Genomic DNA, 15383 nt, shown 5'->3' on the forward strand with positions numbered 1-15383 from the left:
ACCTTCGAGGAAACTGGAGAGCAAATACTACAAGACCTGGGAGGAGTACAAGGCATTGAATCCTGAGGTGTCGGATTTTGGAGCGTCAAAACTTCAGGGTCTTGAGGAAACCGTCTTCCAATATCTAATGTATTTATTGATATAAAACATAAAACAACAAAATCACGGACGTTAAATTTTAATATAAAAATAATTTGTCATTTTTCCCAGTGTAAAACGTTGATGTTCCTAATTTTTTAAATTAATAATATATGGAAAGGAGCATCGTGAATGATGAATAATAACGCTCAGCAGTCATCTTCATACCGCTGGGTTATCCTGACGATTGCTTGTTTGGCGACATTTATCGGGAGCTATGCGCAGTATCAGATCCCTGCCCTCGCATATAAGCTTATCCCTGCCTTCAACCTTTCTTCGTCGCAGTATGCCAGTATCCTTTCGGCTCCCATGCTGCCTGCTGTATTTTTCAGCATTGCGGCAGGTGCAATGGCCGACCGTTTCGGCGTAAAGAAAGTAGTGTCAGTGGGATTCATATTTGCTATAATAGGCATAACTTTCCGCTTTGCAGCCACAAACTTTTGGGAGATGTTAATACTGATGGCTATGGCAGGATGCAGTTCAGCCTTTTTGAACGCCAATATCTCCAAGCTGTTGGGAGCGTGGTTTCCGCCAGAGCAAATTGGCACCGCCATGGGAGTTGTTCTGGCTTCCGCCACCATTGCTATGGCTGTAGGTACTGCCACATCTGCCATGTTTCCATCTATGAGAAGTGCTTTCATAACCGCAGGTGTGATCTGTGTGATAATCGCCGCACTCTGGGTGTTATTCATAAAGGATAAGCCCGAAGGTGCACCGGATATGCCGAGCATGCCTGTGGCTAAATACATCGGTGTGGCAGCCAAAAGCAGAAACATCTGGCTTGTGGGAATAACTATGATGTTCATCATGGGCGCAATGATGGCTCTTTCCGGTTTTCTCCCTAATGCGCTTCATGCAGTGAGGGGGTTGGACCCCGTAAAAGCAGGCTTTGCAGCATCACTGGGAAGTTGGGGAGGATTGGCTGGCAGCATTTTAGGCCCTGTGATTTGTGATCGTCTGGGTCGTATGAAACCATTTCTTGTAATATCAGCCATCCTAGCGGCAGCTGGCACTTACTATGCTTGGCAGGCGCCTCTAGGAGCAGTTATGTGGATTTTGTTCATTATCAATGGCTTTGTGGGGGCGGCTATTTCTCCACTGCTGATGTCTTTCCCCATGTTATTGCCAGAAATCGGCCCGGTTTATGCCGGAAGCGCCGGGGGTTTGATTGCCACCATGCAGCTCATTGGTGCATTCTGCATTCCAACATTTATTATAGCCCCTATTGCAGGTACAAATTTTTATATTATGTTTGGCCTTGCAGGGTTAAGCTTTTTAATGGCTGCGGTTGTAATAATGTTCCTGCCCGAGCTGGGCGTGAAAGCTCGTGCAAAATCAGATCCAGACTCCTCTCACTAATGCATAAACAAGGAGTGAAGAAGCCAGAAATGTCCTTTCTGGCTTCTCTATTAAAACATCTGTTTTTTTAACAGGATTTATTGTCATTATTCAAATATAAAGATAACTCTCATTTTGAAAAAAAGTAAATTCATTTTTTGAAATTAGTGGCCTATTGACGTATAATAGAATTATAAACAACATTAAGGATGTGAAAGCATGAGAAATGTCATCATTGCTTGCCAGACGCTTTACGATGAATTAAATCTGGCCGTCAATGAAACTCATTGTGAGTACCCAGTGGTATGGGTGAGCTCTGAGTATCATAGTGATCCCAATCGTCTGAGGTCAAAATTGCAGCAGGAAATCGATGCACAGAACGGATTCGACAACATATTGTTTGCATACGGGTTTTGCGGTAATGCTGTAATAGGTCTGAAAGCCTCTACTGCAAACCTGATTTTTCCCAAAACCGATGACTGTATTTCAATGCTCCTTTCCAAACCAGAAGAGAAATATGAACGCATGAAAGAAACTTACTTTTTGACCAAAGGCTGGATAGAAAACTCAAAGAGTTTGTTGAATGAATATCTGAATGCCGTGAATCGTTATGGAGAAAAAAGGACGAAAAGAATATTTCAGATTATGTTAAAACATTACAATAAATTGATGCTCATTGACACGGGTGCTTATAATGTAGCCGATTATTGGGATAGGGCAAAAAAAATAGCTGGAATTGCAGATCTGGAATTGTTTACGGGGAAAGGCAACCTATGGCTGTTGAAAAAATTATTGACCGGCCCCTACGATGATGATTTTATTATTATTGATAAAGGTCAAACAGTCAATACAGCAAGTCTGGGATATGTTTATGATAGAAATACTTACCAGGATCTATAGTAGAGGTATACAGCTAAAAAATTTGTCGCTACACTTGATTTTTTGCTTTGTTTAATACTTTTTTGATATAATTTTTCCATTGTTTATAAGGGAAAATCCAATGGCATAGAATTCCAAAAGAGGGGAACACTATGCTATTTTTTCTTTCGGGAAATATATATTCTGTACGCAAAATACACAGGTGGATTTTATCCCAATGGAAAAAGCCATGCGGGAACTTGGCATAAATCAGTCTGACCTGGACAATATAGAAGATATAAAAAATCTTGATCGGCCTTAGCAAATACAGGCAGTTAAGGCAATTAACAAAGTGGCTGCTAATCCTCTGCCTCAAACAGAGGGTGGCTACGGTAAACCTTTGATAGTGGTGGATATTGACAAAATAAATGTGTAATGGTAAACTATCTTAACAAATAATATATCAAATGCGGTGAAGGGGAATAGTATAAACCTGTCGGGCATACAGAGAGCTGGCTGTTGGCTGAGATGCCGGCTGCCTATGGTTTTGAACCCACCCTGGAGCAGGAAGCGATGAGCTTTCCCGGATATCCGTTATATATTTAAGTGGGCTTTTGCCAATAAGGGTGGTACCGCGGAACCTTCCGTCCCTGTGAGGGGTTGGAGGGTTCTTTTTTTAAAGAAAAGGAGGATATTATGGAGGAGAAAAATCAGTATTTAAAAGAGATTACCCCAATGGATGAGGATTTTTCTCAATGGTATATTGATACCATATTGAAGGCAGAACTGGCTGATTATTCTACAGTAAGGGGTTGTATTGTCTTCAGACCATATGGCTATGCTATATGGGAAAACATGCAGCAGCTTTTAGACAGACGCTTTAAAGAAACAGGGCATAAGAATGCATATTTTCCACTGTTCATCCCCGAATCTCTCCTTCAAAAGGAAGCAGAGCATGTGGAAGGGTTTGCGCCTGAGGTGGCATGGGTTACCCATGGGGGCAGTGATGAATTGGTGGAGAGGCTTGCCGTAAGGCCGACGTCGGAAACTATAATATGCAGCATGTATTCAAAGTGGATAAAGTCGTGGAGGGACCTACCAGTCCTGATAAATCAGTGGGCAAATGTAGTCAGATGGGAAAAGAGTACCAGACCGTTTTTAAGGACATCAGAATTTCTATGGCAGGAGGGGCATACAGCCCACAGGACAGAAGAAGAGGCCGAGGAAGAGACACTGAGGATGCTTGAGGTTTACAGGGACTTTGTGGAGACTGAGCTGGCTATACCTGTGATAAAGGGTAGGAAAACTGAGAATGAAAAGTTTGCTGGGGCATTGAGGACATATACCATTGAGGCTCTTATGAAGGACGGTAAGGCACTTCAGGCCGGCACATCCCATAACCTTGGGCAGCACTTTGCAAAGGTGTTTGATATACAATATTTAGACACAGATGGACAGCTAAAGTATGTTTGGCAGACATCATGGGGTGTTTCAACGAGGCTCATTGGGGCACTGATCATGGTCCACGGGGATAACAAAGGTCTTAAAATACCGCCGCGGATAGCCCCTGTACAGGCAATAATAATACCTATACCTGGACAGGAAAGTGAAAAGGTGTTTGAAAAGGCTAAGGAACTATCTGCGGGGCTTAATAGCAGATTCCGTGTGGAAGTGGACTTTAATGATGAAAAGACCCCAGGATGGAAATTCAGTGAATACGAGATGAAAGGTGTGCCTCTAAGGATTGAGATTGGTCCAAGGGATGTAAAGAATGACCAGGTGGTCTTAGTTAGAAGGGATACCGGTGAAAAGATGGTTATATCCCAGGATGCTCTGGATGTGAAAATTGGAGAGGTACTTGAGGACATACAGAGGAATATGTTCACTCAGGCAAGGGCTTTTGTGGAGAAAAATACGAGAGAAGTTCATAGTTTTGATGAGTTTAAAGAGACAATAGAAAATAAAAAGGGTTTTGTAAAGGCAAATTGGTGCGGGAGTACTGAATGTGAGCTTGCGATAAAAGATGAGACCATGGCCACCATAAGGTGTATACCATTTGAAGGTAGTGAGCCTGATGGTGGGTGTGTGCACTGTGGCAATAGGGCTACCAAAAAGGTAATTTTTGCAAGGTCATATTGATTATGTATATGAACATGTCAGAGATAGTACCAATGCCTCTTAAGGATGTTTCTAAAAGCCTGGGTGATGATACAGTCAGGCTCATGGTAAGGGCCGGCCTTGTGAGGAAGGTCAGTGCTGACTCTCTTTTGTATATGCCCTTGAGTATCAAAGTGATTAGAAAGATTATCAATCGGATACTGAAATACTACTGTAGTGCACATGAAGTAATGCATGGCGGCCTTGATGAGAAGAGGTCCATCTCGTTTTTTAAGGTTTTAAAAAACGAGATGGACCTGTATCAGATTGCATTTTATTCCCTTTGCGGCGATGAGCTGACTGTATATTTTAAGGAAGAAAATTCAGGGGTGTATTTACCTGAATTTATTCGAGAGTATGTCCAAAAGGTTGAAAATAGTGCAGTTTATGTTTCCACGAATGAGACGGGCCATATGAGATTTCTCAGTTGTCCTGAATGTGGCAGACTTTATGACCCTCACAATATAGAGATTAGTATGGAAGCAGGCATACCTGATTCTGCAACTGACATGATGGAGATATATACTCCGGGTGCTACTACTATAGATAAGCTCTGTAAGTGTTTGGATATTATACCTGAAATGACCGTTAAGACCATGATATATGAGACAGAGAGGCAAAAGGAAAAGTATTATTATGCAGTAATGGTAAGGGGTGACAGGACGATATCAGAAGAAAAATTGAAAAAGGCTCTGGAGGCAGACAGGGTTGGCCTGGCCGATGAATCCGTGGTGAAGTCTATAACAGGCTCACCACCGGGGTTTTGTGGGCCTGTGGGCATAAATGTGCCGATAATTGCGGACCTTGAGATAAGCCATATGGATAAAATGGTTGCTGGTGCCAATAAGCTTGACACCCATATTGTAGGTTGTACACCGGGGAGGGATTTCCAGGTTGAGAGGTACTTTGACCTGAGATGTGGTACAGAAGGAGATAAATGCCCTGTCTGCAGTTGTGGGTTAAGGACTGTCAAGGGGTATGTAGTCATGCAGAAAGACGAGCCTTATGAGGGTGTGTGCAGCTTTACCTATCATCTGGGACGCATCCTGCAGAGCATTGTGAAAAATGGAATGGATGAATATGGTATCAGGTGGCCCAGGGGATTGGCCCCATTTGATGTGGCGATAGAGGTAACCTCGCCAGGGAATAAATTTCTTGTGGATGAGGCAAACAGCATCAAGAGGTTACTTGAAAGAGATTTTGATGTTTTGTATGATGATAGAGACATGGGGCTTAGGGCACGGCTGGTAGATATAGACCTTCTTGGCATTCCAAAGACTGTAATAGTCACTGATAAGACCAATGAAATAGGCAGGTATGAACTGAGGTATAGAAGAGGAGAGTCAAAGTTTGTTGAGAGGGATAGGCTTTTAGAAATACTGAATAGTCGTGGGCTTCAATGATATGATGAATTCAAAGCCGACGCTGGATTTCATTGAATTTATTGAGATAACTTGTTGGGCATAAAACTATAGTGGGAAACATAATTAAGGGTTTGTTTTTGGTGTCTGAGATTCTTGTTCATTTTCATTTACTGTTATAATCAGTAATATTTTATTGAGTATATAAACCACCCTGATTACACAAAATAAATGTGGAGGAGGGTGGTTTTTATGTCTATAATAACAGTCAATCTTGGCGATTTTAATCCGGTAATGGATGGTGTAATTGTAAAGAGGGTAGTGGAAAATGCTTCAGATGAGGATGAAATTGTTATAAACATAGACAGCAATGATGCAGTGGATGCATATAATATCTATAGTATACTGGAGAGTGGCGGCTATGAATTCCTTCCAAAGACATCAGACAATGGAAGAACATATAAGATAATGGCCCGTAAAAGGAGGACCTCTGATGACAGACCAAAAGGACTTGAGTAGAAAAAACAAGAGGAGCATTACACCTGAGAATGCCTTCGGCGAATTTGTACCTACCCTTCATAAGTGGGTCATGCCCAATGTAATGAGACAAAGGGCTAAATACATGAAAGAGATCTCTGCAGAGAAAAATCCCGGTGCAGATGCTGACACAAAAGCGTAGGTAAACCTGCGCTTTTGTACGATTAAAAGAGATACAATGTGACTGAGGAAAATATTCAGTTAAAATAGGTTAATTTTTAAATATCACAGGCTTTACATGTAAAAAATGGTGGGTTAAACTAAAATTGAAAGTCAAAGAAAGTCAAAGGCAGTAAAGAGGTGAAATGATGGCAAGGCTTAGCGACATTATAGAAAACTTCATAAAGCAGATGTTAGAAGAAAGTGGGAACAATTTTGTTGTGATACAGCGAAATGAGCTTGCCAACTATTTTAGATGTGCGCCGTCGCAGATAAACTATGTACTGGAGACAAGGTTCACTTATGAAAGAGGTTATTATATAGAGAGTAAGAGAGGCGGCGGTGGATATGTAAGGATATTTAAAGCTGACGTTGATGAAGACCACTACCTTCTGCAGATGTTGTCTCAGAAGATGGGTGACAGCATGGATCAGCAGACCGCATATGCATATATAGATGGCCTCCTTGAGCAAAACATATTGGACGAAAAGATACACAACATATTTAAAAATGTTGTGAGCGACAGGACATTAAATCTAGATCCCGAGATCAGGGATAGTATAAGGGCAAATATTGTTAAGACGATATTTTTGACCTTAATTAAGTTTTGCAATGAAGATGCGTAGGAGGGATGGGTATGCTCTGTGAAAGGTGCGGGAAAAATCCTGCAACTGTGCATTATACTCAGATTGTGAATGGTGTTAAGTCTGAAGCTCATCTATGTTCAGAGTGTGCTAAAGAGGTAGGTGCTACATTTGGTGGCAATCTACAGGGTATGATGTCCGGGTTTATGCCATTTGTTTTTGGCAACAATTTCTTTACTGAACCATTTGGACCCGGCAGCTTTCTTTCAGGTTTTATGGACTGGGGAATGTCTCCCGGAACAGTAGAGGAGGAACTGAGATGTGAATATTGTGGCCTATTGTATTCTCAATTTAAAAAGACAGGTTTTCTGGGATGTCCTAAATGCTACTCTACTTTCAGGGAGAGGTTAAATCCTCTTATAAGGCGGGTCCATGGTAGTTCAAACCATGTGGGCAAAGTACCTCGGAGAAAAGGTGGTAACCTCAGGATTAAGAGAGAGATTGAGGAACTCAGGGCGCAGCTTGATGAAGCGGTCAAGAAGGAGGAATTTGAAAAAGCTGCTGAGCTGAGAGACAGAATAAAGGACCTTGAAAAGAAATTAAAGGGATAGAGGTGTTTGACGTGAGTTGGTTTGATGAAAAGGGGCCGGAGGGGGATGTGGTACTAAGCAGTCGTATAAGACTTGCCAGAAATTTTGAAGATTTGCCATTTCCTGATATAATAAGTGTAGAACAGTCGCAGGTTGCTATCAAAAGATGCAAAGAGGCATTGCTGGATAAGGGTTCATCACTTTCCCCACAGCTTCAGTTTTTAGACCTGAAAGCCATGGATGATACAAGCCGCCAGGCGTTGGTGGAAAAACACCTGATCAGTCCTGATCTTGCGAGGAATTATAGTAAGGGTGGACTTATATTAAAAAATGACAACTCTGTGTCTATAATGATAAATGAGGAAGACCATATCAGAATTCAATGCTTTGCAGCTGGGTTAAACCCTGAGGCAGCATGGGATATTGCTGATAAGATTGATGACCTTTTAGAAGAGAATGAATCTTTTGCCTTTGACGAGGAGCTTGGTTATATAACAGCATGTCCCACCAATGTAGGTACGGGCTTGAGGGTTTCAGTGATGATGCACCTTCCTGCACTGGTCAAGACAGGGAATATAAACAATGTGATTGAAAATATTAATAAACTGGGAATAACGGTAAGGGGAATATATGGAGAAGGGACACAGGCCTTAGGAGACATCTTTCAGATTTCCAATCAGGTAACCCTGGGCAGGTCTGAGAGGGACATTATTGGTAATATAAGGGGCCTTGCTATGGAGATACTGAATGCTGAGCGTTCAACTATAGAGGCCTTGCTAAAAAGTTCAAAGTTACAGATAGAGGATATGGTATACAGGGCATTTGGGCTTTTATCAAATGCCAGAGTACTGACATCAGAAGAAACTTTAAGGCTGCTTTCGGATGTAAGGATGGGTGTGAATATGGGTATGATTGACGTTCCAATTACAGTGCTCAATAAGCTTTTGATAATGACAAGGCCAGCAAATCTGCAACTTATGTGTGGCAGAAGGCTGGAGCCTTATGAGAGGGACATAAAGAGGGCAGAATATGTAAAAGAAATTTTAAAAACTCAAAGTGGAGGTGTGTAAAAATGATGTTTGGTGGTAGATTTACAGAGAGGGCCCAGAGGGTATTGATTCTTGCCAATGAAGAGGCTAAGGCTTTAAACCACAATTATGTGGGTACTGAGCATATCCTGCTTGGGCTTTTAAAAGAAAATGAGGGTGTGGCTGCACAGGCTCTCCACAGCCTTGGCGTGCAGTTTGACGATATAAGGGATAGGATAGAGAGCCTTATCGGACGGGGAACCATGCCTGTGGATGTTATTGGTTATACGCCGAGGGCAAAGAGGGTTTTGGAACTGAGTTTTGTGGAGGCACGCAGGTTGGGGCATAACTACGTTGGGACGGAGCATATTCTCCTTGGTCTGTTAAGAGAAGGTGAAGGTGTAGCTGCACGGGTGTTGATGGAGATGGGTGTGGACCTAAACAGGGCGAGGGATGAAGTGATGAAGCTGCTCTCGCAGGAACCCGGCGGTCAGGCAAAACAGGGGAGGGCATACGGCAATACTCCTAACCTTAACCAGTATGGTAGAGACCTTACCGAAATGGCAAGAGACGGTAAATTGGACCCGGTGATAGGGAGACAAAAAGAGATAGAGAGGGTTATACAGGTACTCTCAAGACGTACTAAAAATAATCCCTGCCTCATAGGTGACCCTGGGGTTGGAAAAACAGCTATAGCTGAGGGCCTGGCCCAGCAAATAGTTGCCGGTAACGTGCCGGAGATTTTAAAAGATAAGAGAGTTGTTACCTTAGACCTCTCTGCTATGGTAGCAGGTGCCAAATACAGAGGAGAATTTGAGGAAAGGCTGAAAAATGTCATAAATGAGGTTATTAAGGCACAGAATGTGATACTGTTCATAGATGAGATGCATACGATAATAGGAGCAGGTGCGGCAGAGGGTGCTATTGATGCCTCAAATATATTAAAGCCGGCACTGGCCCGTGGCGAGATACAGGTGGTAGGTGCCACTACTGTAGACGAGTATAGAAAATATGTGGAAAAGGATGCTGCCTTAGAACGCAGATTTCAGCCGATAATGGTTGAAGAGCCTACTGTTGAGGAGACGATAGAAATCCTGAAAGGCTTAAGGGACAGGTATGAGGCACATCATAGGGTAAAGATAACTGACGGTGCTTTGGAGGCTGCAGCAAAGCTTTCTGCCAGGTATATAACCGACAGGTTCCTGCCAGACAAAGCCATAGACCTTATTGATGAAGCTGCATCTCGTGCCAGACTGCAGACCTATGTAGCTCCACCAGAAATCAAAGAGCTGGAAGAAAAGCTAAGCGACCTTGAAAAGGAAAAAGAAGCTGCTATAAGTGCTCAGGAATTTGAAAAGGCTGCGAGGATAAGGGATGAGGAACAGAAAGTAAAGCAGGAGATAGAAGACCGTAAGAAGGAATGGACAGCAAGGACGATGTCGGAGGACAAATGTGTGACAGAAAGTGATATAGCATATATTGTTTCCACATGGACGGGCATACCTGTAAAGAGCCTGACTCAAGAGGAATCAGACAGGTTATTAAACCTGGAGAAGATACTGCATGAGAGGGTAATAGGTCAGGATGAGGCAGTAGATGCTGTGGCCCGTGCTATAAGGAGGGCAAGGGTAGGTCTAAAAGACCCTAAAAGGCCTATTGGTTCGTTCATCTTTTTGGGACCAACGGGTGTGGGTAAGACAGAGCTGGCAAAAGCCCTTGCTGAGGCTATGTTTGGCGATGAGAATGCTATAATAAGGCTTGACATGTCTGAGTATATGGAGAGATTTAGCGTCTCCAGACTCATTGGTTCGCCTCCAGGATATGTGGGATATGATGAGGGAGGGCAGCTTACAGAGAGGGTAAGAAGGAAACCCTATTCTGTTGTGCTTTTTGATGAGATAGAAAAGGCTCATCCTGATGTGTTCAATATACTGCTGCAAATTTTGGATGATGGAAGGCTGACAGACGGGCAGGGCAGAACTGTGGACTTCAAAAACACTGTAATTATAATGACATCAAACGTTGGCGCAGAAACCATCAAAAAACAGGAGAGCATAGGTTTTACAGTAAAGGAAGAAGAAGGCTTAAGCGACTATGAAAAGATGAAGGAAAAGGTCTTAGAGGAGCTTAGAAGGACCTTCAGACCTGAATTTTTAAACAGGGTTGACGATGTGATTGTGTTCCGTCAACTAACCCTTGATGACTTGAGAAAGATAGTTGAATTGATGCTCAAGGATGTAAATAAGAGGATACAGCAAAATAACATCACCTTGGAGTTTATGCCTGAAGCCATGGAGTATCTGGCCAAAGAGGGCTTTGACCCAACGTATGGGGCCAGGCCGCTCAAAAGAGCCATACAGAAGCACGTAGAAGATGCCCTATCAGAGCTTATGTTAAGAGGCGAGGTAAAGGCAGGGGATTCTGTACTGGTGACTGTGGAAGATGGAAAACTGATTTTCAGAAACAAACAAAAACTGAATGTATAATAGCTTTATAAAATACATCAGAGGACTTAAATTTTTAATACAGGGGCTGTCCTTTGGTTGACAGATATTGTGCCGTTTGTACTTTGTGGTCCTTCAGGTTACGCTGAAGGACCTGTTTTTAAGGGGGATAATCATGGCAAAAGAGAAAAGCTCATATGTATGTATAGAATGTGGCTATCACTCATCTAAGTGGATGGGGCGATGTCCTTCATGCAACAGTTGGAACACGATGATAGAAGAAAAGCATGAGGATGAGAAAAAAACGACGAAAGACCTGAAACTAAAACAGGAAGAGCTTCCCGTATCCCTGGTAGACATTGATTCATTACCTGAAGAGAGAACGAAGACTGGCATAGAGGAATTTGACAGGGTATTGGGTGGTGGACTTGTAAAAGGGTCACTCGTGCTTGTTGGAGGCGACCCGGGTATAGGTAAATCTACCCTAATTCTTCAAGCAGCGATAAAGCTTGCCAGCAGCGGCCATAAGGTGCTTTATTTGTCTGGAGAGGAGTCAGTAAATCAGATAAAGATGCGTGCAAAGAGGATAGGTAGGCAGTCAGAGAATCTTTTTGTCGCTTCAGAGACTCGATTTTCAAAAATAGAGGGCATGATTGAGTATATAGCCCCAGAATTTCTCATAATTGACTCAATTCAGACCATGTATGATTCAGAGCTAAATACATCTGCAGGTAGTGTAAGTCAGATAAAGCTGGTTACTTCCAGGTTGATGGGCATAAGCAAGAGCAATGGCATTACCACCATGGTGATAGGACATGTCACAAAAGAAGGGGTGTTGGCGGGGCCGAGGGTTTTAGAACATATGGTGGATACAGTGCTCTACTTTGAAGGGGACAGGTCGGGAAGCTACAGGGTGATAAGGGCGGTTAAAAATCGCTTTGGTTCTACCAACGAGGTGGGACTCTTTGAAATGGACGAAAATGGCCTTGAGTCTATAGACAACCCCTCTGAGATACTTATTGGTCAAAGGAGTGATTCACCTGGCTCTGTTATCAGCTGTGCGATGGAAGGGACCAGGCCCCTATTAGTTGAGATACAGGCCCTTGTTACGCCAACAATTTTTGGGATGCCGAGGAGGATGGTAAACGACCTTGACTACAACAGGTTTTTAATGGTCGTAGCGGCACTGGAAAAACAGGTTGGCTTAAAAACACAGAGTCAGGATATATATGTAAATGCTGTAGGGGGGTTGAAACTTTCTGAGCCGGCACAGGATTTGAGTATAGCTGTTGCAATAGCCTCCAGCTATAAGGAAAGACCGGCAGACCCCTATACCCTTGTTGTTGGTGAAATTGGTCTTACCGGTGAGATACGCAGCATCAGCAATGTAGAGAGCAGGATAAAGGAGGCCAGAAGAAGCGGCCTGAAAAGGGTGGTAATTCCGCAAATGAACAGGAATAAAATCAAACCTATCGACAGCATTGAAATAATAGGGGTAAAAACCTTGAGCGAAGCCTTAAAACTTGCCTTTAAGGAAAACTAAAGCATATTGAAGGTTCCCAGGGTGGTGAGTTTATCATATTCCTCAAGCATATTATCATAAAGATTGATATTTAATAAATTGCAAAGAGCTGCAAGGTAAAAAAGGTGATTTTGCAGTTCCTGGTTTATAACCTCCCTGCATTCGTCGCATAGCTCTCCACTCAGGTGAGAGCTGGTGAAATTGGAAATTTCAGTTATATCAATATCAGGAGGTATCTCCTGCTTTTGTGCTTCTATCTTGATGCAGCCGCAGACAGTGACGGCTTTGGCTACCGCCCTGCCTATCCTGGCATCGGTTTCCTGCAGTTTTGTAAGTACATCAAGTATGCTCTTATGTCTGAAAAGGACTTCATTAACAGTATTTTGGAAATCGTCAACGATAATGTCTTTCATAATGTTCCTCCTTGTGAAACCTATTAATGTTATTATATTTTTTAAATATGGCTGTGTCAATAAGGGGTAGTGTGAATGTGGTATAAGTTATTATGATTTTAAGTTCCGATAAATATTCTATTAAAACGATGGAAAATTATATGAAGAATATCCAAAATAAACATTTTATTTTACTATTAACGGTTATAAAAATTTGGTATAATGAAAATAATAGAAGTGGAGGTGATATGCTTGCTCAGAAGGATAGTAAGGATTGCATTATTTTTAGTTGGTCTGGGCCTTGGGTATGAAATAGCTTTGGGGTTGTTATGGATATTTAATTTTCAGGATTTCTTTACGTTCTCATTATCTAATAATCAGCAGTTATTCTTTATAGGACTTATAATGTTGGGATGCGGTACGGCTTTATATTTATCCTCACCACGGATTATAAAGTGGTCAATAGATATTGCAGAATGGATGGATTCATCACTGCAGAAGGTACCTACTAACGAGATTTTAGTTGGGATAATGGGACTTATAGTAGGGCTTATTATAGCCAACCTGGTAAGTACACCCTTTAGGTTGGTGCCAGTAATCGGAATTGTTGTTACCGTTATATTAAACATTGTGCTCGGGTATGTGGGTGTTGTGGTTGCTGTCCATAAAAAAGATGAGCTTTCAAACATGTTTTCGTTTTTGAAGAAGATGAACAAGGAGAAGCTCAAACCTGAAGACAGAATTCAGCCAAAGGTATTGGATACCAGTGTTATAATAGACGGCAGGATTCTGGATATATGCAAAACAGGTTTTATAGAAGGAAATATCATTATTCCAGGCTTTGTCTTAGAGGAACTGAGGCATATTGCAGATTCGTCTGATACTTTAAAAAGAAATAGAGGTAGAAGAGGTCTTGATATATTAAACAAAATGCAAAAAGAGCTCAATGTAAAAGTAGAAATAAATGAGAGAGATTTTCCTGAAATTGCAGAGGTAGACCTTAAGATCTTGAAGCTTGCCCAGGTAATTGGTGGCAAGGTAGTAACCAACGACTATAATCTCAATAAGGTAGCAGAGTTTCAGGGTGTCAGTGTTTTGAATATAAATGAACTATCCAATGCAGTAAAACCTGTGGTACTTCCTGGTGAAGAAATGGTTGTGCAGGTTATAAAGGATGGGAAAGAATCCGGCCAGGGGATAGCATACTTAGACGATGGCACCATGATTGTGGTTGACGGAGGTAAAAAATACATTGGAGACACACTTGAGGTTGTAGTGACAAGCGTGCTTCAAACTGCAGCTGGAAGGATGATATTTGCAAAGCCAAGGATAAATATACAGGAAAAAGCAATATAACAGTCATTTTTAAGGCAAGGATTGATATTGTTCTGCGTGCTGTAAAGCAGTCATTATAGAATTATATAATACCGAGGGGACATATCTCATGATATGTCCCCTGCTTTTATGGTATAATGTTGTTCGGTGGTGAGTATAGTGAAAAATACTGCTATTTTACTTGCGGCAGGAAAGAGCTTGAGGATGGGGACTGGGTTTAATAAGACACTTATTGAAGTCGATGGCAGGCCTCTGTTATGGTATTCATTGAGGATACTTGAACAGTGTGAGCTTATAGATGAGATAGTGCTCGTGGTACAAAGAGACATGGTAGGGTATGTGGATGATTACATAGTAAAAGGTTATGGATTTAAAAAGGTGAGCAGGATAGTGGAGGGCGGAAGTGAAAGGCAGTTTTCGGTTTTCAATGGACTATCGGCCGTGGAGTATGCTGATGTTGTTGTTGTTCATGATGGGGCCAGGCCGCTTATAACAGAACAAATGATAAGAGATGTAATAGAGGTTGCATATGAGGTGGGGGCCACTGCTGTTGGTGTACCCCTAAAAGACACTGTAAAGGTTATAGGCGAAAACAATATGGTAAAATATACACCGGACAGGAGAAGCCTCTGGGCTATACAGACTCCTCAGGCCTTCAGATTTGAGATATTAAAAGATGCACATGAAAAGGCAATAGAGGAAGGGTATGTAGCAACCGATGACTGTGCCCTTGTAGAAAAGATAGGAAAATCCGTAAAAATAGTAGAGGGAGACTACAAAAACATAAAGGTCACCACCCCCGAAGACCTTGTTATACTTGAAGCCCTTATAAGCATATAATGTATGTGTAATTGAGCTAATCTGCTGCCGCAAAACTGATGTAATTGTAGATGCATTGTGGTGAAGTATATGGATATATAACGATTACAAAATGTACGGT

At 42.0% G+C, this 15383-nt stretch carries 14 protein-coding genes and 1 other annotated feature; of the genes, 13 read left to right on the plus strand and 1 reads right to left on the minus strand.

The genetic code is table 11. The features are described from left to right. Positions 1-270: 270 nt before the first annotated feature. The 11 genes from FWJ32_RS03495 to radA all read left to right on the plus strand — a co-directional run bounded on the left by FWJ32_RS03495 (position 271) and on the right by radA (position 12737). On the plus strand, positions 271-1497 hold the full coding sequence (locus tag FWJ32_RS03495) for an MFS transporter (protein ID WP_203227568.1): 1227 nt from the start codon (positions 271-273) through the stop codon (positions 1495-1497). A 198-nt stretch (positions 1498-1695) separates the two neighbouring features. Further along, positions 1696-2376, plus strand: coding sequence for a DUF1638 domain-containing protein (locus tag FWJ32_RS03500; RefSeq protein WP_149544594.1), 681 nt, complete (start codon positions 1696-1698; stop codon positions 2374-2376). Positions 2377-2797: 421 nt separating this feature from the next. Beyond that, positions 2798-2989: a binding site (T-box leader), on the plus strand. A gap of 41 nt (positions 2990-3030) precedes the next feature. Continuing rightward, complete coding sequence (gene proS / locus FWJ32_RS03510) at positions 3031-4473, plus strand: proline--tRNA ligase (RefSeq protein ID WP_149544595.1); 1443 nt, start codon at positions 3031-3033, stop codon at positions 4471-4473. Between the two features lie 2 nt (positions 4474-4475). Further along, the gene (locus FWJ32_RS03515; RefSeq protein ID WP_149544596.1) at positions 4476-5894 is read left to right on the plus strand and encodes a YbaK/EbsC family protein; all 1419 of its coding nucleotides are present in this window, start codon (positions 4476-4478) and stop codon (positions 5892-5894) included. 210 nt (positions 5895-6104) lie between these two features. Then, positions 6105-6371, plus strand: coding sequence for a hypothetical protein (locus tag FWJ32_RS03520; RefSeq protein ID WP_149544597.1), 267 nt, complete (start codon positions 6105-6107; stop codon positions 6369-6371). Continuing rightward, the gene (locus FWJ32_RS03525) at positions 6346-6531 is read left to right on the plus strand and encodes a hypothetical protein (RefSeq protein WP_149544598.1); all 186 of its coding nucleotides are present in this window, start codon (positions 6346-6348) and stop codon (positions 6529-6531) included. Before FWJ32_RS03520 ends, FWJ32_RS03525 begins: the two co-directional genes overlap by 26 nt. 166 nt (positions 6532-6697) lie before the next feature. Then, complete coding sequence (locus tag FWJ32_RS03530) at positions 6698-7174, plus strand: CtsR family transcriptional regulator (protein WP_149544599.1); 477 nt, start codon at positions 6698-6700, stop codon at positions 7172-7174. Between the two features lie 11 nt (positions 7175-7185). Continuing rightward, on the plus strand, positions 7186-7743 hold the full coding sequence (locus tag FWJ32_RS03535; RefSeq protein ID WP_149544600.1) for a UvrB/UvrC motif-containing protein: 558 nt from the start codon (positions 7186-7188) through the stop codon (positions 7741-7743). Positions 7744-7754: 11 nt separating this feature from the next. After that, positions 7755-8792 carry a protein arginine kinase gene (locus FWJ32_RS03540; RefSeq protein WP_149544601.1) on the plus strand — a complete coding sequence of 346 codons (1038 nt, stop codon included), beginning with the start codon at positions 7755-7757 and terminating at the stop codon, positions 8790-8792. A gap of 2 nt (positions 8793-8794) precedes the next feature. Then, a complete protein-coding gene (locus FWJ32_RS03545; protein WP_149544602.1) occupies positions 8795-11236 on the plus strand; it encodes an ATP-dependent Clp protease ATP-binding subunit in 2442 nt (813 codons plus the stop codon). Between the two features lie 133 nt (positions 11237-11369). After that, positions 11370-12737 carry a DNA repair protein RadA gene (gene radA / locus FWJ32_RS03550; RefSeq protein WP_149544743.1) on the plus strand — a complete coding sequence of 456 codons (1368 nt, stop codon included), beginning with the start codon at positions 11370-11372 and terminating at the stop codon, positions 12735-12737. Here radA and FWJ32_RS03555 read toward each other — a convergent pair. Continuing rightward, positions 12734-13129: a DUF1573 domain-containing protein gene (locus tag FWJ32_RS03555; protein WP_149544603.1), complete on the minus strand. Its 396-nt coding sequence runs from the start codon at positions 13127-13129 to the stop codon at positions 12734-12736. The genes radA and FWJ32_RS03555 overlap by 4 nt on opposite strands. A 231-nt stretch (positions 13130-13360) precedes the next feature. Here FWJ32_RS03555 and FWJ32_RS03560 point away from each other — a divergent pair, with 231 nt between their 5' ends. After that, a complete protein-coding gene (locus tag FWJ32_RS03560) occupies positions 13361-14464 on the plus strand; it encodes a PIN/TRAM domain-containing protein (protein WP_149544604.1) in 1104 nt (367 codons plus the stop codon). A gap of 138 nt (positions 14465-14602) precedes the next feature. Next, the gene (gene ispD, locus FWJ32_RS03565) at positions 14603-15283 is read left to right on the plus strand and encodes a 2-C-methyl-D-erythritol 4-phosphate cytidylyltransferase (RefSeq protein ID WP_149544605.1); all 681 of its coding nucleotides are present in this window, start codon (positions 14603-14605) and stop codon (positions 15281-15283) included. Positions 15284-15383: the final 100 nt, after the last annotated feature.

The organism is Calorimonas adulescens, from assembly GCF_008274215.1.
GTDB classification, from domain to species: domain Bacteria; phylum Bacillota; class Thermoanaerobacteria; order Thermoanaerobacterales; family UBA4877; genus Calorimonas; species Calorimonas adulescens.